Below are 20,752 nucleotides of genomic sequence, written 5' to 3' on the forward strand. Positions count from 1 at the left end.
CGTGGAGGGTGTCAGCGTGCAGCCTTGCGGTTTTGTCCGGCGGGGCTGGCGAGATAGCGGGTGATGACCTCGACGCCACGGTTGAGGTGATGTGTGAGCAACTTCACCGACAGCTCGACATCGCGCGCGATCACGGCCTGGAGCATGGCGCGGTGATCTTCCTGGGAGAGTTTGCCCAGTCCCATGGCTTCGAGATTGAACCGCAGGAAGCGCTCTTCCTCGTTGAGGCCGTCTTCGACCAATCGCAGCAAACGCCGATTCGGTGCCTTACTGTACAAAGCCATGTGGAACAGACGATTGAGCCGACCGATTTCGCTGTAGTCGTGCTGGATTTCGAGTTCTTCGATATATCTGGCGGCAAGCGCGTGATCGGCGCTGGTCAGCAACGGGATCGACTGGCGCATGGCCTCGGACTCCAGGAGGATCCGCAACTCGTAGGTTTCGGTGGCGTCACCCTGAATCAGCGGCGCAACCACGGCGCCCTTGTGGGTGGTGACGCTCAGCAGTTCCTGCGCTTCGAGCTGGCGCAGAGCCTCGCGCACCGGCATCCGGCTGACCCCGAACAGGTCGGCCAGATCCTGCTGGCGCAGGGCGGTGCCGCACGGCAAGCGACCGTCAAGGATCGCCGAGCGCAGGGTCTCTTCGATGATCGAGCGGGCAAGGTGTGCAGGAATCGGCCCATCGACTTTGATGCTGTGCAGCGGTTTGGGCTTCTGTGTCACAACTACTCACCCTGAATGACGACGGAATTTGGATCCAAAGACACTAGTGATTGCTCTACAGGTTGTCAAACCATGTAAAGGCTTGCTGTCCTGCGTGAAGTTTAGCGCGATGGTGATGATCTCATGGTGCCATTGTTTTTTGCCGGGCTAAGCTTCACCATCAAACGCTTTCCTTCCTGCCTCCTGGAAACCTGCTGTGGCGGTACGTTTCGCGATCCCCCGGACTCTGCGCTGGCTCGGCTGCGCACTGTTGCTGGCCGGCGTCATGCTGGGCGGCCTGCATGCCGATTGGGATTTTTCCGCGATCAGCCGCAAAGCCACGGCGCTGTACGGGCCGCTGGGCGCCGGGCAGCAGCGGATCGATGCCTGGCAAAACCTGCTGGCCACGCAGAAACAGGTCAGCGAGATGGACAAGCTCAAGGTGGTGAACCTGTTTTTCAACAAACAGGTGCGTTATGTAGAAGATATCGATCTGTGGCGGCAGGTCGATTATTGGGAGACGCCCATCGAAGCCCTGTGGAAAGGTGCCGGCGATTGCGAAGACTACGCGATCGCCAAGTATTTCAGCCTGCGCCATCTCGGGGTCTCCAGTGACAAGCTGCGCATCACCTACGTCAAGGCACTGCGCCAGAATCGCGCGCACATGGTACTGACTTACTATGCCACCCCCGATGCCATGCCGCTGGTGCTCGACAGCCTGATCGATCCGATTCAGCCGGCGTCCCAGCGAACCGATTTGCTGCCGGTCTACTCTTTCAATGCAGAAGGTCTGTACCTGCCGGGAGCCAAGGGCAACAAGAAGGTCGGTGACACCAAACGCCTGTCGCGCTGGCAGGATGTGCTGAAGAAAATGCAGGCCGAAGGTTTCCCGGTCGAAACGACTAACTAGGAGCACGCGCTCAGATGTCTTTGTTCAAACAGCTGTTGATCGCTATCTGTCTGTTCCTGGTGGTCGCCTTCACCGGCAGCTTCATGGTCAGTCTGGAGAGCTCGCGCACGCAGTACGTCAACCAGCTGCGCTCCCACGCTCAGGACGCGGCCACGGCGCTGGCGTTGTCGCTGACGCCGAATATCGACGACCCGGCGATGGTCGAGCTGCTGGTCAGCTCGATTTTCGACAGCGGCTATTACGCGAGCATCCGCGTCGTTGATCTGAAAACCGACCAGACCATCGTCGAGCGCAGCGGAATTCCGACAGTCAGCAATGTGCCTGACTGGTTCGTCAACCTGATCGGCCTCGAACCTGCCGGTGGCGACGCGCTGGTCAGCCGTGGCTGGGAGCAGGCGGCGCGGGTCGAGGTGGTCAGCCACCCGATGTTTGCCGTGGCCAAGTTGTGGCAGAGCGCGTTGGGCAGCCTCGGCTGGTTGCTGCTGTGCGGTGCGGTCAGTGCGGTGCTCGGCGCGCTGCTGTTGCGCCGGCAATTGCGCCCGCTCGATTACATGGTCAAACAATCGCACGCCATTGCCCGCCGCGAGTTCCTCAGCCTGCCGGATCTGCCGCGTACCCCGGAACTGCGGCGCGTGGTGCAGGCGATGAACCAGATGGTCGAGAAGCTCAAGGCGCTGTTTCAGGAGCAGGCCGAGCGCAGTGAAAAACTGCGTGCCGAGTCCTATCAGGACAACCTCACGGGGCTGGCCAACCGGCGCTATTTCGAGATGCAACTGCACAACCGCGTGAGCAACCCGGAGCAGGCCAGTTCCGGTTACCTGCTGCTGTTGCGGGTCAAGGATCTGGCCGGGCTCAACCAGCGCCTGGGCGGGCAGCGCACCGACGAACTGTTGAAAGCGGTGGGCCAGCAGCTATCGCGCGAATGCGCCAAATACCCGGAAACCCAGAACCTCGTCACCCGCATACGCGGTGGCGAGTTCGCCGTGCTGGCACCGGGGCTGGTGCGCGAAGAAGCGCTGCAACTGGCGCAGAACCTCGACAGCGCATTGAGCAGCCTGCATGCCACCGGTGCCACTGATGTGCCGGCCGTGGCCTCCATTGGCCTCGCGCCGTTTGCCCACGGTGATTCACCGCAAGCAGTACTGACCCTGGGCGATCAGGCGCTGGCGCAGGCCGAGGGGCAAGGCGAGCAGAACTGGGCGTGCATCGATCAGAGTCTGGTGGCGGACGTCGGTGACGATCACCACGCCTGGCATCGCTTGCTCGATCAGGCGCTGAATCAGCAGCGTTTCGAGCTGTACTTCCAACCGGTGGTGGCCGCTCAGGACACGCAATTGGTGCTGCATTACAAAGTGCTCTCGCGGTTGCTGGATGAGCAGGGTCAGACCATTCCGGCCGGACGTTTCTTGCCGTGGCTCGAGCGTTTCGGCTGGACCGCGCGACTCGATCGGCTGATGCTTGAGCGCGTGTTGGAGCAAATGAAGGCGCATGAGGATTCGCTGGCGCTGAACCTGTCGTCGGCGACCCTGGCCGATCCGCAGGCCTTGAACAAGGTGTTCGAGATTCTGCGGGCGCACTCTGATCTGGGCGAGCGCCTGACGCTGGAGATCGGTGAGGAACAGTTGCCGGAGCAAGCGGTGCTGGAGCAGTTGACCCGGCGCCTGCGTGAACTCGGTTTCTCCCTGAGCCTGCAGCGCTTTGGTGGACGCTTCAGCATGATCGGCAACCTGGCGCGGCTGGGGCTGGCGTACCTGAAGATCGATGGCAGCTACATCCGCGCGATCGATCAGGAGAGCGACAAGCGTCTGTTCATCGAAGCGATCCAGCGGGCGGCGCACAGCATCGATCTGCCGTTGATTGCCGAGCGGGTGGAGACCGAAGGCGAGTTGTCGGTGATTCGCGAGATGGGCTTGTATGGGGTGCAGGGGCAGTTGTTGGGTGAGCCCAAGCCCTGGAAGTAAATCTTGTTAAGGCGGTGACAGTGATGCCGCCTTCGCGAGCAAGCCCGCTCCCACATTGGAATGCATTTCAAGTGTGGGAGCGGGCTTGCTCGCGAAGGGGCCAGTTCAGTCGCCGAAGATCGCGGATCAGATCAGCCCGCCTTCATCTTCATCGATCAGGTGGCTCAACCCGCCCAGCGCCTCACGCGCCTGGGTCCGGTCCATCAGCTTGGCCTGTGCTGCCGGCGGCAGGTCGGTGACCCGGATCACGCCTTTCTGGGTCAGCACCTGAATCAGGTCGTCGAGTACCCGAATCATTTCCAGGTCGCTCTGCTTGAGCTGTTTCAGGCTGGTTTCCACCACTTCATTGGCGAACCAGGCCTGGATTTCATGGCTGTCGGCCGGCAGCGTTTCCGTGGCCTCGGCGTAGGCCGCGGCTTCCACGCGAATCAACAGACCTTGCGCATCGCGTTGCACGTAAAACATTGAGCATCCCTCAGAAAAGATCCAGCGTCATGCTGTCAGCAGCATAGGCCAACTGCGCGCGAGTATGCGGTGCGGCGACGAAATCGTCACCGCCGAGTTAGCCGCAAACGTGACGGCCGCCCCAAGGGGCGGCCGTTTTGTTCACGCATCAGCTGTTGTTGTGGTCGACCTTGATGGTCGGATCGCTGCCGGCAATCAGGTTGTGAATGTTGGCACTCGACCAGTTGTTGCCTTCCAGTCTGATCGTCACGTCCGGTGTGGCGGCTGCCGCATCGCCGGAGTTGAACTTGCCCGCCGAGCTGACTTGCAGCGACGACGTGCCATCAACCGTGGTGATCTTCAGGAAGTTGTCGATGGTGCTGCCGGTTTCGCCTTGCAACAGATCACGCAGGTCGATGCGGTCGCCTTCACTGGCCTTGAAGTCCTTGATCACATCGTTGCCGGTGTCGCCCGCCTTCCAGACGAAGGTGTCGGCACCGGAACCGCCGATCAGGATGTCGTTGCCCTTACCGCCGATCAGCGTGTCGTTGCCGGTGCCGCCGAGCAGGATGTCATTGCCCTTGCCGCCGTCGAGCAGGTCGTTGCCGCCCGAGCCAAACAGGATGTCGTTACCTGCGCCGCCCAACAGCGTGTCGTTACCGTCATGTGCACCGGACACATCGAACGCCTGATAGTGCTCGGTGATGTACTGGTGCACGTTGCTGGTGGTGACTTTGCTGACGTCGACCCCGGTCTCCTTGGCCACGAACGCCTGCATCGCCTGATAACCCTCACCGGCAATGCCGTTGAAGCTCACCAGGTCGCCGAACAGGATGTCGTTACCGTCGCCACCGCTGACGGTGTCATTGCCCGGCATCGTCGCTTCAGTGTGACCGATGATCGAGTTGGCCAGATCCTTCGGATCGATGTTGGTCTGTGGCGTCTTGTCCGAGTCGTAAGGTTTCAGGTCGTTGAGGCTGACATCGTTGTTCAGTCCGATAGCCTCGACGTTCGACAGACCGCTGAGCAGGGCAAAGCCACTGGTCGAGTTACTGGTCGTTGACGAGTTGGTGCTGTTACCGGTACCCGCCAGATTCGACAACTCATAAGTGCCGTCGCCCTGCGCGTGGATGGTGCCCAGATTAGAGCTGCTCCAGCCCCACCACGAATTGTAGGTTTGCAGGGTCACGGTGCCGGCGCTGTTGATCGTCAACGCGTGGGTATTGTCGATGTAGGTGCTGAAGGTGTCGCCCGGCTTGTAGTTGCTGGTTTTCACCACGTCGTCGAGCTTCACGTTGCCGTACAGCGTCGGGTTGGTCTGTTCGCCGCTCTGGTAGTAGGTCGGCTGGCCGTCGGTGATGAAGTACGTGAGGTTCTTCGCGCCGGTGTTGGCCACCGCGTCAGCGCTCTGGAACCAGTTGGCCGTGGTCTTGAAGACGTCCTCGTAGTTGGTGCCGCCGCCGGAGGCCATCGAGTCCAATACGGCTTTGAGTTGCGTCAGCGCGTTCGGGTCGTTGAGGTTCACCGACACCGACTTGTTGACCTGGGTATCGAAGTCCACCAGGAAAATGTTTACCGTCCCCGAATTGCTGCCGCCCAGGCTCTGCTTGAGACTGTTGAACACCGAGGTCAGCGAGTCTTTGGCTGCGTTGAGCGACGAGGCGCTCATGCTGCCCGAGCTGTCGACCATGAATGCGATGTTGTAGTTGGTGCCCGGCACTACGGTCAGACCGCCGATGTCGGCGACCATGATGTCGTTGCCATCGGTGCCGTTGAAGGTGTCATCGCCAGAAGTACCGACCACCGCGTTGTACACCGCCGGCACCACGGTGACCGGGATGGTCGCGGTGCTGCTGGCCGAGCCGCCGACCATCTCGGTGGAGGTCGAGGTCACGGTCAGGTTGAACTGGCCGTTGTAGTAGGTCGGCGGGGTCACGGTCAGGCTGCCGAGGTTCCAGCCGGTAACGTTGGCTTCGCCGTTGCTTGCGGTGACGGTGAAGCTGTGGCCATTACCGTCGGAAAGGACCGAGCCGACCGGCGCGCCGCTGATTTTCACGCTCAGGGTTTCCGAGCCGTCGGTGTCGGCCAGCGCGGTGTTGATCGCCGACAGTTTCACCGTGGTGCCTTCGGCGCCGGTGTTGAGCTTGTAGCCGTCGTAATAGCCTTCGCCGTTGCTGCCATGCAGGTCGGAGACGGTTACGCCGGCATTCACCAGATCCTGCACGCCGGTGTAGATCGGCACGCCAGCGCTGCTCAGGTCGATCGGCGTGCTGCCGTTGACCGAAAGGTTCACGTCATAGCTGCCCGGGCCGCTCTGGTTGTGGTGGTAGATGTCCAGGGTGTAGTAGCCGCTGGTGGTCGGGGTGAACGAACCACTGATCGCGCCACCCGCGCCCCAGGTACCCGACGCCACGCTCTTGCCGCCAATGGTGATCAGCAGGCTGTCGTCAGCCACGCCGCTGAAGCTGTAGGTCTTGCCGGCTTCCAGATAGATCAGGCCCGAAGTCTTCGACGCGGTGCCGGCGGTCACACTGCCGTCGGACTGCACGTTATTCACGTTGGTGCTGGAGTTCGGGGTGCCGGCGCCGTCGATCACGTTTTTCAACGTGGTCGAGTCAGCGCCGTTGCCGTTGGTGCCCAGGCCCGGCAGGCCGGTCCAGACTTCCTTGACCAGTCCGGTGGACTTCACGCTGTTGTCGGCCACGCTCACGGTCGGTGCATCCGCCACCGGCGTGATGTCGATCTTCACGGTGCCGGTGTTGCCCAGCAACTGGCCGTCGGTTGGCTGGAACTTGATCTGTGCGTAGTCGGCCTGGTTGTTGCCCATGCCGGTGCCGCCGTAACCGTTGACGCCCGATTCGTTGGCATCCGGCATGAAGCGCAGCTTGCCGGCGTCGATGTCAGCCTTGCTGAAGGTCTGGTTGTTGGCGACGTCTTTCCAGGTCGAACCGTCCAGGTATTGCAGTTTGCCTTCGCCCGGCAGCTGGGTGATTTTGATGCCCAGGCTGCTGGCCGGGCTGTCGACGTCGGTCACACCGAAGGTCGACCAGCCGAGGATCAGCGGCGTGTCTTCGGTGCCGGTGACGTTGCTTGGCGCTGCCACCGGAGCATCGTTGACCGCCACCACGTTGACCGTGGTGGTCGCGGTGTTGGAGTAGTTGCCGCCATCGGTCACGGTCACGGTGATGATCCGTGGCACGGTGCTCGGGTTTTCACTGCTGTTGGTGAAACTGATGTTCTTGATCGCCTGCATGTAGTCGGCGAGCGTCGCGTTACCCGACAGGGTCAAGGTCACAGTGCCGTTGGTGCTGTTGGCATTGATGGTGATGCCGTTGACGCTGTTGCCCAGGTTCAGTGCGTCACCGTCCTGACGGTTGGTCAACACGATGGTCGCACCGGTCAGCATGGTGCTGTCCGGATCGGTGATCGTCAGGTCAGTGTCGGCAATCGACACGCCGGCGCCCGGGGTGTTTTCGGTGAACGTGACCTTGTAGTCGGCACCGGTGGCGCCGCTGGAGTTGTTGGCATCGAGGTCGATGACCGGTGGCGCATCGTTGTCGATGATCGAGGTGCTGACGCTGCCGTTGGTGCTGCTGACGGCCAGGTTCTCGAAGTTGCCGCCGGTGGCCGAGTCGATCTTGACCACGAAGTTCTCGGTGCCTTCGGTGATCTTGTCATCGATGGTCGCGACGTTGAACTGCGCGCTGCTGGCGCCTGCCGGGATCTTCACGGTGTACACGCCAGTGAAGTCCGAACCGTCGGCGGCGGTGCCGCTGTAGACGATTTTCAGGGTCACGTCGGTTTGCGCCGGGTGGGTCAGGCTGACGGTGTAGCTGGCGGTCTGGCCTTCGGTCACCGAGGTGCTGCCGGTGATGCTGACGGTGGTGGTGTCGATGGTATCGGCGACGTTGGTCACGGCCGGTGTCGTGCTCGGTACCAGGTTCTCGAAGTTGCCACCGCTGGCGTTGGTGATGGTCGCCTGCACGCTGCCGGCGTCTTTGTAGACGTCGTCAGCCGGAGCGGGAACGGTCACGGTGCCAGTGGTTTTGCCGGCGTCGATGGTGATCACCGAACCGTTGCTCAGGGTCACGGTCACCGGCGAGCCGGCGGCGTTGCTCAGGGTCGCGGTGTAGGTGATCTGGCCACCCTCGTTCACCGCCGGGGTCGCGCTCAGCGACAGGCTGGTGGTGTCGACGGTGTCGGTCACGGTGGTGCTGACCGGGGTCTTGTCGGCTACCAGATTTTCGTAGTTGCCGCCGCTGACGTTGGTGATCGCATTGGTCAACGGTGCGTGGCCGGTCAACACGTCATTCGGCGCAGTGGTGGTGACAGTGCCGGTGGTTTTGCCGATGTCGATGGTGATCGTCTGGCCGTTGGACAGGCTTACGGTCACTGGCGAACCAGTCACAGGCGCACCGACGGTGGCGGTGTAGGTGACGGTACCACCTTCGGCCACGGTGCCAGTGGCGGTGAGTTTCACGCCCGTGGTGTCGATGGTGTCGGTGACGCTGGTCACGGCTGGCGTGGTGCTCGGCACCAGGTTTTCGAAGTTGCCACCGCTGGCATTGGTGATGGTTGCCTGCACGGTGCCGGCGTCTTTGTAGACGTCATCAGCCGGGGCAGGAACGGTCACGGTGCCAGTGGTTTTACCGGCGTCGATAGTGATCACGGCACCGTTGCTCAGGGTCACGGTGACTGGCGAGCCAGCGGCGTTGCTCAGGGTCGCGGTGTAAACGATCGAGCCACCTTCGGCCACGGTGCCGGTCGCACTGAGCGACAGGTTGGTGGTGTCGACAGTGTCGGTCACGGTGGTGCTGACCGGGGTCTTGTCGGCTACGAGGTTTTCGTAGTTGCCGCCGCTGACGTTGGTGATCGCATTGGTCAACGGCGCATGGCCGGTCAACGCATCGTTCGGTGCGGTGGTGGTCACGGTGCCGGTGGTCTTGCCGATGTCGATGGTGATGGTCTGGCCGTTGGCCAGATTCACCACGACTGGCGAACCTGTGACTGGCGCACCGACGGTGGCGGTGTAGACGACGTTGCCGCCTTCAGCCGCTGTACTGGTGGCAGACAACTTCACGGTAGTGGTGTCGATGGTGTCGGTGACGCTGGTCACGGCCGGTACGGTGCTTGGTACCAGGTTTTCGAAGCTGCCGCCGCTGGCGTTAGTGATGGTTGCCTGCACGGTGCCGGCGTCTTTGTAGACATCGTCAGCCGGAGCCGGAACGGTCACGGTGCCAGTGGTTTTACCCGCGTCGATGGTGATCACCGCGCCGTTGGACAGAGTCACAGTGACCGGCGAACCAGCCGCGTTGGTCAAGGTCGCGGTGTAGATGATCGAACCGCCTTCGGCGACCGTGTTGGTGGCGCTCAGGGTCAGGTTGGTCGTATCGACAGTGTCGGTCACAGTGGTGCTGACCGGTGTCTTGTCGGCCACCAGATTTTCGAAGTTGCCGCCGCTGACGTTGGTGATCGCATTGGTCAACGGTGCGTGGCCGGTCAACACGTCGTTCGGCGCAGTGGTGGTCACGGTGCCGGTGGTTTTGCCGATGTCGATGGTGATCGTTTGGCCGTTGGACAGGCTTACGGTCACTGGCGAACCAGTCACAGGCGCACCGACGGTGGCGGTGTAGGTGACGGTACCACCTTCGGCCACGGTGCCAGTGGCGGTGAGTTTCACGCCCGTGGTGTCGATGGTGTCGGTGACGCTGGTCACGGCTGGCGTGGTGCTCGGCACCAGGTTTTCGAAGTTGCCACCGCTGGCGTTGGTGATGGTTGCCTGCACGGTGCCGGCGTCTTTGTAGACGTCATCGGCTGGGGCAGGAACGGTCACGGTGCCAGTGGTTTTACCGGCGTCGATAGTGATGACTGCGCCGTTGCTCAGGGTCACGGTGACTGGCGAGCCAGCAGCGTTGGTCAGGGTCGCGGTGTAAACGATCGAGCCACCTTCGGCCACGGTACCTGTAGCGCTGAGCGACAGGTTGGTCGTATCGACAGTGTCGGTCACGGTGGTGCTCACCGGGGTCTTGTCGGCTACGAGGTTTTCGAAGTTGCCGCCGCTGACGTTGGTGATTGCGTTGGTCAACGGTGCATGACCGGCCAACACGTCATTCGGCGCAGTAGTGGTGACAGTACCGGTGGTTTTACCCACTTCGATGGTGATGTTCTGACCATTGGCCAGAGTGACGGTCACTGGCGAACCGGTTACCGGTGCACCAACGGTCGCGGTGTAGGTGACGGTACCGCCTTCAGCAGCAGACTCGGTCGCGGTCAGTTTGACCGTGGTGGTGTCGATGGTGTCAGTGACATTGGTGACTGCAGGAACAGTGCTCGGCACCAGGTTCTCGAAGTTGCCACCGGTAGCAGTCGAAATGGTCGCTTCGACTTTGCCAGCGTCCTTGTACACGTCATCGGCAGGCGCCGGAACGGTCACGGTGCCGGTGGTTTTACCGGCGTCGATGGTGATCACTGCGCCGTTGCTCAACGTCACGGTAACCGGCGAGCCGGCAGCGTTGGTCAGCGTCGCGGTGTAAACGATCGAGCCACCCTCGGCCACGGTGCCGGTCGCGGACAGCGACAGGTTGGTGGTGTCGACGGTGTCAGTAACCGTGGTGTTGACCGGGGTCTTGTCGGCAACGAGGTTCTCGTAGTTGCCGCCGCTGACGTTGGTGATCGCGTTGGTCAGCGGTGCATGACCGGCCAGCGCATCGTTCGGTGCGGTGGTAGTGACGGTGCCGGTGGTTTTACCCACTTCGATGGTGATGTTCTGACCGTTGGCCAAGGTCACCACAACCGGCGAACCGGTGACTGGTGCACCGACGGTTGCGGTGTAGGTGACGGTACCGCCTTCAGCAGCAGACTCGGTCGCGGTCAGTTTGACCGTGGTGGTATCAATGGTGTCGGTGACGTTGGTGACGGCCGGAACGGTGCTCGGCACCAGGTTTTCGAAGTTGCCACCGGTGGCATTGGTGATCGTTGCCTGAACGGTGCCGGCGTCTTTGTAGACGTCGTCCGCTGGTGCCGGAACGGTCACGTTGCCAGTGGTTTTGCCCGCTTCGATGGTGATCACGGCGCCGTTGGACAGGGTCACGGTCACTGGCGAGCCAGCCGGGTTGGTCAGGGTCGCTGTGTAGATGATCGAACCACCCTCGGCAACCGAGTTGGTAGCGCTCAGGGACAGGTTGGTCGTATCGACAGTGTCGGTCACAGTGGTGCTGACTGGCGTTTTGTCAGCCACCAGACTCTCGTAATTACCGCCGGTCACGCCCGTGATCGCGTTGGTCAGAGGAGCATGACCGGTCAACGCATCGTTCGGCGCGGTGGTTGTGACGGTGCCGGTGGTTTTACCCACTTCGATGGTGATGTTCTGGCCGTTGGCCAACGTCACTACGACCGGCGAGCCGGTCACTGGTGCGCCGACAGTCGCGGTGTAAGTGAAAGTGCCACCTTCAGCGGCGGACTCAGTCGCGGTCAGTTTCACCGTGGTGGTGTCGATGGTATCGGTGACGTTCGTGACCGCCGGAACGGTGCTAGGCACCAGATTCTCGAAGTTGCCACCGGTAGCAGTGGAAATGGTTGCTTCGACTTTACCGGCGTCTTTGTAAACGTCGTCCGCCGGCGCAGGAACGGTTACGGTGCCAGTGGTTTTACCGGCTTCGATGGTGATCACTGCGCCGTTCGAAAGAGTCACGGTGACTGGCGAGCCAGCGGCATTGGTCAAGGTCGCGGTGTAAACGATCGAGCCACCTTCGGCCACGGTGCCGGTCGCACTGAGCGACAGGTTGGTGGTGTCGACGGTGTCAGTAACGGTGGTCGAAACCGGCGTTTTGTCGGCGACCAGTTTCTCGTAATTGCCACCGGTCACGCCGGTAATCGAGTTGGTCAGTGGTGCATGCCCGGTCAGCGCATCGTTCGGTGCTGTGGTGGTCACGGTGCCAGTGGTCTTGCCGACTTCGATGGTGATGTTCTGCCCGTTGGCCAAGGTCACGACAACCGGCGAACCGGTGACCGGCGCACCGACGGTCGCGGTGTAAGTCACGGTGCCGCCTTCAGCCACCGAAGTATCGGCGCTGAGCTTCACGGTGGAGGTGTCGATGGTGTCGGTGACTTCGGTCACTGCAGGAACAGTGCTTGGGACGAGGTTCTCGAAGTTGCCACCGGTGGCGCTGGAAATGGTTGCTTCGACTTTGCCAGCGTCCTTGTACACGTCATCGGCAGGCGCCGGAACGGTCACGGTGCCGGTGGTTTTACCGGCGTCGATGGTGATCACGGCGCCGTTGCTCAACGTCACGGTAACCGGCGAGCCTGCAGCGTTGGTCAGCGTCGCGGTGTAGACGATCGAGCCACCCTCGGCCACGGTGCCGGTCGCACTCAGCGACAGATTGGTGGTGTCGACGGTGTCGGTGACCTTGGTCGAAACCGGCGTTTTATCCGCCACGAGGTTTTCGTAGTTACCACCAGTCACGTCAGTGATGGCGTTGGTCAGCGGTGCATGACCGGTCAACGCATCGTTCGGCGCGGTGGTGGTGACGGTACCAGTGGTTTTACCCACTTCGATGGTGATGTTCTGGCCGTTGGCGAGAGTGACGGTCACTGGCGAACCAGTTACCGGTGCACCAACTGTCGCGGTGTAGGTGACGGTACCGCCTTCAGCGGCGGACTCAGTCGCGGTCAGTTTCACCGTGGTGGTGTCGATGGTATCGGTGACGTTAGTGACCGCAGGAACGGTACTCGGTACCAGGTTCTCGAAGTTGCCACCGGTAGCGCTGGAAATGGTCGCTTCGACTTTACCGGCGTCTTTGTAAACGTCATCGGCAGGTGCCGGAACGGTCACGGTGCCCGTGGTTTTACCGGCTTCGATGGTGATGACTGCACCGTTGCTCAGGGTCACGGTGACTGGCGAGCCAGCGGCGTTGGTCAGGGTGGCGGTGTAAACGATCGAGCCACCCTCGGCCACGGTGCCGGTCGCACTGAGCGACAGGTTGGTGGTGTCGACGGTGTCAGTAACGGTGGTCGAAACCGGCGTCTTGTCCGCGACCAGATTCTCGAAATTACCGCCAGTCACGCCGGTGATCGCGTTGGTCAGAGGAGCATGACCGGTCAACGCATCGTTCGGCGCGGTGGTGGTGACGGTACCAGAGGTTTTACCCACTTCGATGGTGATGTTCTGGCCGTTGGCGAGAGTGACGGTCACTGGCGAACCAGTTACCGGTGCACCAACGGTCGCGGTGTAGGTGACGGTACCGCCTTCAGCGGCGGACTCAGTCGCGGTCAGTTTCACCGTGGTGGTATCGATGGTGTCGGTCACGTTGGTGACCGCCGGAACGGTGCTCGGCACCAGATTCTCGAAGTTGCCACCGGTAGCGCTGGAAATGGTCGCTTCGACTTTACCGGCGTCTTTGTACACGTCATCGGCAGGTGCCGGAACGGTCACGGTGCCCGTGGTTTTACCGGCTTCGATGGTGATCACCGCGCCGTTGGACAGCGTCACGGTCACCGGAGTACCGGCCGGATTGGTCAGGGTCGCGGTGTAAACAATCGAACCACCCTCGGCCACCGAATCGCTGGCGGTCAGGTTCAGGTTGGTGGTGTCGACGGTGTCCGACACCGAGGTGTTCGCCGGTGTCTTGTCGGCCACCAGGTTCTCATAGTTGCCGCCGGCAACCTTGTCGATGGCGACGCTCAGCGAGCTGCCGCCCGCCAATGGGCTGTTCGGCGCAACGAAATTCACGCTGCCGGTGGTCTCACCGACGGCGATGGTGATGGTCTGGCCGTTGGACAGGGTCACGACGACTGGCGAGCCGGTTACCGGTGCGGTCACGCTCGCGGTGTAGACCACGGTTTCGCCTTCGGCGACGTTGGCGGTAGCGGTCAGCGACACGGTGGAGGTGTCGATGGTGTCGTTGACGGTGGTCACGGCCGGCGTGTTGCTGGTGACCAGGTTTTCGAAGTCGCCACCGGTCGCGCCCTTGATGGTCGCTTCAACGGTGCCGGCGTCCTTGTAGACGTCATCCTTCGGCGCATCGACGGTCACGGTGCCGGAAGTTTTGCCGGCGTCGATGGTGATCACCGCGCCATTGCTCAAGGTCACGGTCACCGGGGTGCCGGCGGCGTTGGTCAGGGTGGCGGTGTAGGTGATCTGGCCGCCTTCGTTCACCGTCGGAGTCGCGCTCAGCGACAGGTTGGTGGTGTCGACAGTGTCGGTCACGGTAGTGCTGACCGGTGTCTTGTCGGCGACGAGGTTTTCGTAGTTGCCGCCGCTGACATCCGTGATCGAGTTGTTCAGCGGTTCGTGACCGGTCAGCGCATCGTTCGGTGCGGTGGTGGTGACGGTGCCGGTGGTTTTGCCGATGTCGATGGTGATGGTCTGACCGTTGGCCAGGGTCACAACAACAGGCGCGCCAGTCACTGGAGCGCCGACGGTCGCGGTGTAAGTGACAGTACCGCCTTCAGCCACCGAAGTATCGGCGCTCAGCTTCACGGTCGAGGTATCGATGGTGTCGGTGACTTCGGTAACGGCCGGAACGGTGCTTGGCACCAGGTTCTCGAAGTTGCCGCCTGCAGCATCCTTGATCGTGACTTCGACCTTGCCGGCGTCTTTGTAGACGTCATCGGCTGGCGCTGGAACAGTCACGGTGCCGGTGGTTTTACCGGCTTCGATGGTGATCACCGAGCCGTTCGACAGGGTCACGGTGACTGGCGAGCCAGCGGCATTGGTCAGCGTGGCGGTGTAGACGATCGAGCCACCCTCGGCCACGGTGCCGGTCGCACTCAGCGACAGGTTGGTGGTGTCGACAGTGTCGGTCACGGTGGTGCTGACCGGGGTTTGGTCGGCCACCAGATTCTCGTAATTGCCGCCGCTGACGCCAGTGATCGCGTTGGTCAGTGGTGCATGACCATTCAACGCATCGTTCGGTGCGGTGGTGGTCACGGTGCCGGTGGTCTTGCCGACTTCGATGGTGATGTTCTGACCATTGGCCAGGGTCACCACGACTGGCGAACCAGTAACGGGTGCGCCAACGGTAGCGGTGTAGGTGACCGTGCCACCTTCAGCGGCGGACTCGGTCGCGGTCAGTTTGACCGTGGTTGTGTCAATGGTGTCAGTGACTTCAGTCACCGCCGGAACAGTGCTCGGAACGAGGTTCTCGAAGTTGCCGCCGGTTGCACCGTTGATGGTGACTTCGACTTTGCCGGCGTCTTTGTAGACGTCATCGGCAGGCGCCGGAACGGTCACGGTGCCAGTGGTCTTGCCGGCCTCGATGGTAATCACCGAACCGTTGGACAGGGTCACGGTGACTGGCGAGCCAGCAGCGTTGGTCAGGGTCGCGGTGTACGTGATCGAGCCGCCCTCGGCAACCGAGTTGGTGGCGCTGAGCGACAGATTCGTTGTGTCCACGGTGTCAGTGACGGTGGTGCTGACCGGGGTATTGTCGGCCACCAGATTCTCGTAATTGCCGCCGCTGACGCCAGTGATCGCGTTGGTCAGTGGTGCATGACCATTCAACGCATCGTTCGGTGCGGTGGTGGTCACGGTGCCGGTGGTCTTGCCGACTTCGATGGTGATGTTCTGACCATTGGCCAGGGTCACCACGACTGGCGAACCAGTAACGGGTGCGCCAACGGTAGCGGTGTAGGTGACCGTGCCACCTTCAGCGGCGGACTCGGTCGCGGTCAGTTTGACCGTGGTGGTATCAATGGTGTCAGTGACTTCAGTGACGGCTGGAACAGTGCTCGGAACGAGGTTCTCGAAGTTGCCGCCGGTTGCACCGTTGATGGTGACTTCGACTTTGCCGGCATCTTTGTAGACGTCATCGGCAGGGGCCGGAACGGTCACGGTGCCAGTGGTTTTGCCCGCTTCGATGGTGATCACCGAACCGTTGGACAGGGTCACGGTGACTGGCGAGCCAGCAGCGTTGGTCAGGGTCGCGGTGTACGTGATCGAGCCGCCCTCGGCGACCGAGTTGGTGGCGCTGAGCGACAGATTCGTCGTGTCTACGGTGTCAGTGACGGTGGTGCTGACCGGGGTTTGGTCGGCAACCAGATTCTCGTAGTTGCCACCGGTGACGCCGGTGATCGAGTTGGTCAGTGGTTCGTGACCATTCAGCGCATCGTTTGGCGCGGTGGTGGTGACAGTGCCGGTGGTTTTACCCACTTCGATGGTGATGGTCTGGCCGTTCGCCAGGGTCACGGTCACCGGCGAGCCAGTGACAGGTGCGCCGACGGTGGCGGTGTAAGTGACAGTACCGCCTTCAGCTACCGAAGTGTCGGCGGTGAGTTTGACCGTCGACGTATCGATGGTATCGGTAACTTCGGTAACAGCCGGGATGGTGCTTGGCACCAGGTTCTCGAAGTTGCCGCCGGACGCATCCTTGATCGTGACTTCGACTTTGCCGGCGTCCTTGTAGACGTCATCGGCTGGAGCTGGAACGGTCACGGTGCCGGTGGTTTTACCCGCTTCGATGGTGATCACCGAGCCGTTGGACAAGGTCACGGTCACCGGAGTACCGGCCGGATTGGTCAGGGTCGCGGTGTAGACGATCGAACCGCCTTCCGCCACGGTGCCGGTGGCGCTCAGGGTCAAGTTGGTGGTGTCGACGGTGTCGGTGACGTTGGTCGAAACCGGGGTTTTGTCAGCGACCAGGTTTTCGTAGTTGCCACCGCTCACTTCAGTGATCGCGTTGGTCAGTGGCTCGTGACCGGTCAACGCATCGTTCGGTGCGGTGGTGGTCACAGTGCCAGTGGTTTTGCCCACTTCGATGGTGATGGTCTGGCCGTTGGCCAGGGTCACAACAACCGGCGAGCCAGTCACCGGCGCACCGACAGTGGCGGTGTAAGTGACGGTGCCACCTTCAGCCACCGAAGTATCGGCGGTCAGTTTGACGGTCGAGGTGTCGATGGTGTCGGTGACTTCAGTGACCGCAGGGACGGTGCTCGGCACCAGATTCTCGAAGTTGCCGCCGGTTGTTCCGGTAATGCTGACTTCCACTTTGCCGGCGTCTTTGTAGACGTCATCGGCAGGTGCTGGAACCGTTACGGTGCCAATGGTTTTGCCGGCCTCGATGGTGATGACCGAGCCATTGCTCAAGGTCACGGTCACCGGAGTACCGGCCGGATTGCTCAGGGTTGCGGTGTAGACAATCGAACCGCCTTCCGCCACGGTGCCGGTCGCAGTCAGCGACAGGTTGGTGGTGTCGACGGTGTCGGTGACGTTGGTCGAAACCGGGGTTTTATCCGCTACGAGATTCTCGTAGTTGCCGCCGCTCACGTCAGTGATCGCGTTGGTCAGTGGCTCATGACCGTTCAGCGCATCGTTCGGCGCAGTAGTGGTGACGGTGCCGGTGGTTTTACCCACTTCGATGGTGATGGTCTGGCCGTTTGCCAACGTGACGGTCACTGGCGAACCGGTTACCGGGGCCCCGACAGTCGCGGTGTAGGTGACGGTGCCGCCCTCGGCCACCGAGGTATCGGCGGTCAGTTTGACGGTCGAGGTGTCGATGGTGTCGGTGACTTCAGTGACCGCAGGGACGGTGCTCGGCACCAGATTCTCGAAATTGCCGCCGGTTGTACCGGTAATGCTGACTTCAACCTTGCCGGCATCTTTGTAAACGTCATCGGCAGGCGCTGGAACGGTCACGGTACCGGTGGTCTTACCGGCTTCGATGGTGATGACGGAGCCATTGCTCAGGGTCACGGTCACCGGCGTGCCGGCCGGATTGGTCAGGGTCGCGGTGTAGACGATCGAACCGCCTTCAGCGACGGTGCCGGTGGCACTCAGCGACAGGTTGGTGGTGTCGACGGTGTCGGTCACGGTGGTGCTGACCGGCGTCTTGTCGGCGACCAGATTTTCGTAGTTGCCACCGCTCACGCCAGTGATCGAATTGCTCAGCGGCGCCTGGCCGTTCAGCACGTCGTTCGGTGCGGTGGTGGTCACGGTGCCGGTGGTTTTGCCCACTTCGATGGTGATGGACTGACCGTTGGCCAGGGTCACGACAACTGGCGAACCGGTCACGGGCGCACCGACGGTGGCGGTGTAAGTAACGGTGCCGCCCTCGGCGACCGAGGTGTCAGCGGACAGTTTGACCGTCGAAGTGTCGATGGTATCGGTCACTTCGGTGACCGCAGGGACAGTGCTTGGCACCAGATTTTCGAAGTTGCCGCCGGTTGCACCGTTGATGGTGACTTCGACTTTGCCGGCGTCTTTGTAAACGTCATCGGCAGGCGCCGGAACCGTCACGGTGCCGGTGGTTTTACCCGCTTCGATGGTGATCACCGCGCCGTTGCTCAGGGTCACGGTGACGGGCGAGCCGGCAGCGTTGGTCAGGGTCGCGGTGTAGACGATCGAGCCACCCTCGGCCACGGTGCCGGTCGCACTCAGCGACAGATTGGTGGTGTCTACGGTGTCGGTAACGGTGGTCGAAACCGGAGTTTGGTCGGCGACGAGGTTCTCGTAGTTACCGCCACTGACGTTGGTGATGGCGTTGGTCAGCGGTGGGTTGCCGGTCAACGCATCGTTCGGCGCGGTGGTGGTCACGGTGCCGGTGGTTTTGCCGACTTCGATGGTAATGATCTGACCGTTGGCCAGGGTCACGGTCACTGGTGAACCGGTGACAGGCGCGCCTACGGTGGCGGTGTAAGTGACGGTGCCGCCCTCAGCGACCGAAGGATCGGCGGTCAGTTTGACGGTCGAGGTATCGATGGTGTCGGTGACTTCGGTCACAGCCGGAACGGTGCTCGGCACCAGGTTCTCGAAATTGCCGCCGGTGGTGCCGGTGATGCTGACTTCGACTTGGCCGGCATCTTTATAGACGTCATCGGCAGGCGCGGGAACGGTCACGGTGCCAGTGGTTTTGCCGGCGTCGATGGTGATGACGGAGCCGTTGCTCAACGTCACGGTCACCGGGGTGCCCGCCGGATTGGTCAGGGTCGCGGTGTAAACGATCGAGCCGCCTTCAGCGACGGTGCCGGTGGCACTCAGCGACAGGTTGGTGGTGTCGATGGAGTCGGTGACGGTGGTGGTCGCCGGCGTCGTGTTCGGCACCAGATTCTCGAAGTTGCCGCCGGTCGCGCCGGTAATCGTGGTACTGACGGTGCCGCCGTTGTTGTAGACGTCGTTCGGCGCGGTCGGCACGTTGACCGTGCCAGTGGTCTGGCCGGCTTCGATGGTGATGGTCGAGCCGTTGGACAGGGTGACGGTGACCGGCGTCTGCGCCGGGTTGGTCAGGGTCGCCGTGTAGGTGATCTGGCCACCTTCGACCACGCTGCCGGTGGCGGTCAGGGTCAAGCCGGTGGTGTCGCGCGAATCGACGATGTTCGTCACGACTGGCGTCGTGTTCGGCACCAGGTTCTCGAAGTTGCCGCCGGTGGCACCAGTGATGGTGGTGCTGACGGTACTACCGTTGTTGTAAACGTCATTCGGCGCGGTCGGCACGTTGACGGTGCCGGTGGTCTGGCCGGCTTCGATGGTGATGGTCGAGCCGTTGGACAGGGTGACGGTCACCGGCGTCTGCGCCGGGTTGGTCAGTGTCGCGGTGTAAGTGATCTGACCGCCTTCGGTGACGCTGTTGCCAGCGGTCAGGGTGACGGTGGTGGTATCGATGGTGTCGGTGACCTGGGTCGTGGCCGGGGTGGTCGGCGGGGTCACGGTAATGCCGTTGCCGCCGGTGGTGCCGGTGACGGTCACATCGATCTGGGTCGGGTCGTTATAAACGGTGTCGTTCGGTGCCAGCGGCACGTTGACGGTGCCGGTGGTGGAGCCGGCCGGAATCACGATCACCGAGCCGTTGGACAGAGTGATGGTCAGGTCGGTCAGCGGCGCCTGGGTCAGGGTCGCGGTGTACACCAGCACGCCGCCGGCTTCGGTGATGGTCGGCGTGGCGCTGAGGCTCAGGGTCGACTCACGCAGGGCGTTGGTGGTGGTGTCGGTGGTCTGGCCACCGGTGATGTTCTGCGCCACTTGTGCGCCGGAGTTGATGCCCGCGGTCGGGAAGCCGATGGTCGGATCGACGCGGCCGGCGGTGGCATCGAGCATCACGAAGCTGTGGCCGCCGCCCGCCGCACCGCCAGTGCCTGCGGCGGTAGCGCCGGCAGCGGTGGCTTCAAGGGCGGTGGTCGGGTCGGCGCCGGCGGCAATGGCCTGCTGCAGCTCGGCTACAGAAGGCGCGGCCTGCGCGGTGGCCTCGGCCAGGTCAGTGCTGGAGTCGGGCGCGTTGGCGCTCCACTGGGTTTCACGGCCCAGGTCCAGGGTGCGGCCATCCGCCAGTTCCAGCGACACGGCGCCGGAGAGGCCGGTATCGATCTGGTCGCCGACGAACAGGCGATCGCCTTCAACGAGCACGCGGCGTACACCCTCAGGGGAGACCACGAATACCTGACCGACAATGCTTTTGACGATGGCAACAACACTGCTCATTGAAGACTCTCCGGGTGTCACGTTCAGTTGACTTCCATAGCCTGATGGCTTCGGCGCCGATTCAGTCTGGACGTACTTTTAAAATTTGCGAATCAAGTTTGACGCTGCTTTTCGTCAATATTTTGGCTAGATTCTTTCGCTATTAACTTTATGCCAAACTATTGACCTTCTGGGTGCCATCCTAAACAATCGCCCCACTAATGTCACATTGATATTTCCGCGGCGACCTGTCCCTTAGCGTGTGATCCAGTTCCTATTTTGAACTTTCCGACATACGGTCATTCCGGTTGCCAATCATCCGACGCAGCAGCACGTTTTGCTGTGATTC

General features: G+C 61.9%; 5 protein-coding genes. 2 read left to right on the forward strand and 3 right to left on the reverse strand.

Annotated features, from left to right (window positions below; translation table 11 throughout):
• Window positions 1–11 precede the first annotated feature (11 nt).
• Complete coding sequence (locus ACS4NR_RS22520) at window positions 12–722, reverse strand: GntR family transcriptional regulator (protein ID WP_095140125.1); 711 nt, start codon at window positions 720–722, stop codon at window positions 12–14.
• A 196-nt stretch (window positions 723–918) separates the two neighbouring features.
• Between ACS4NR_RS22520 and lapG the strand changes: the two genes are divergently transcribed.
• Together lapG and lapD are read left to right on the forward strand one after the other, a co-directional pair.
• Window positions 919–1,611 carry a cysteine protease LapG gene (lapG, locus tag ACS4NR_RS22525; RefSeq protein ID WP_095140124.1) on the forward strand — a complete coding sequence of 231 codons (693 nt, stop codon included), beginning with the start codon at window positions 919–921 and terminating at the stop codon, window positions 1,609–1,611.
• Between the two features lie 14 nt (window positions 1,612–1,625).
• Window positions 1,626–3,572, forward strand: coding sequence for a cyclic di-GMP receptor LapD (lapD, locus tag ACS4NR_RS22530; RefSeq protein ID WP_456018375.1), 1,947 nt, complete (start codon window positions 1,626–1,628; stop codon window positions 3,570–3,572).
• Between the two features lie 126 nt (window positions 3,573–3,698).
• On the opposite strand, the gene ACS4NR_RS22535 is transcribed toward lapD, so the two are convergent.
• Together ACS4NR_RS22535 and ACS4NR_RS22540 are read right to left on the reverse strand one after the other, a co-directional pair.
• On the reverse strand, window positions 3,699–4,037 hold the full coding sequence (locus tag ACS4NR_RS22535; protein ID WP_115985159.1) for a tryptophan synthase subunit beta: 339 nt from the start codon (window positions 4,035–4,037) through the stop codon (window positions 3,699–3,701).
• Between the two features lie 148 nt (window positions 4,038–4,185).
• Window positions 4,186–20,424 carry a LapA family giant adhesin gene (locus ACS4NR_RS22540; RefSeq protein ID WP_456018376.1) on the reverse strand — a complete coding sequence of 5,413 codons (16,239 nt, stop codon included), beginning with the start codon at window positions 20,422–20,424 and terminating at the stop codon, window positions 4,186–4,188.
• Between the last annotated feature and the right edge of the window lie 328 nt (window positions 20,425–20,752).

It is taken from the genome of Pseudomonas sp. JQ36, from assembly GCF_053851495.1.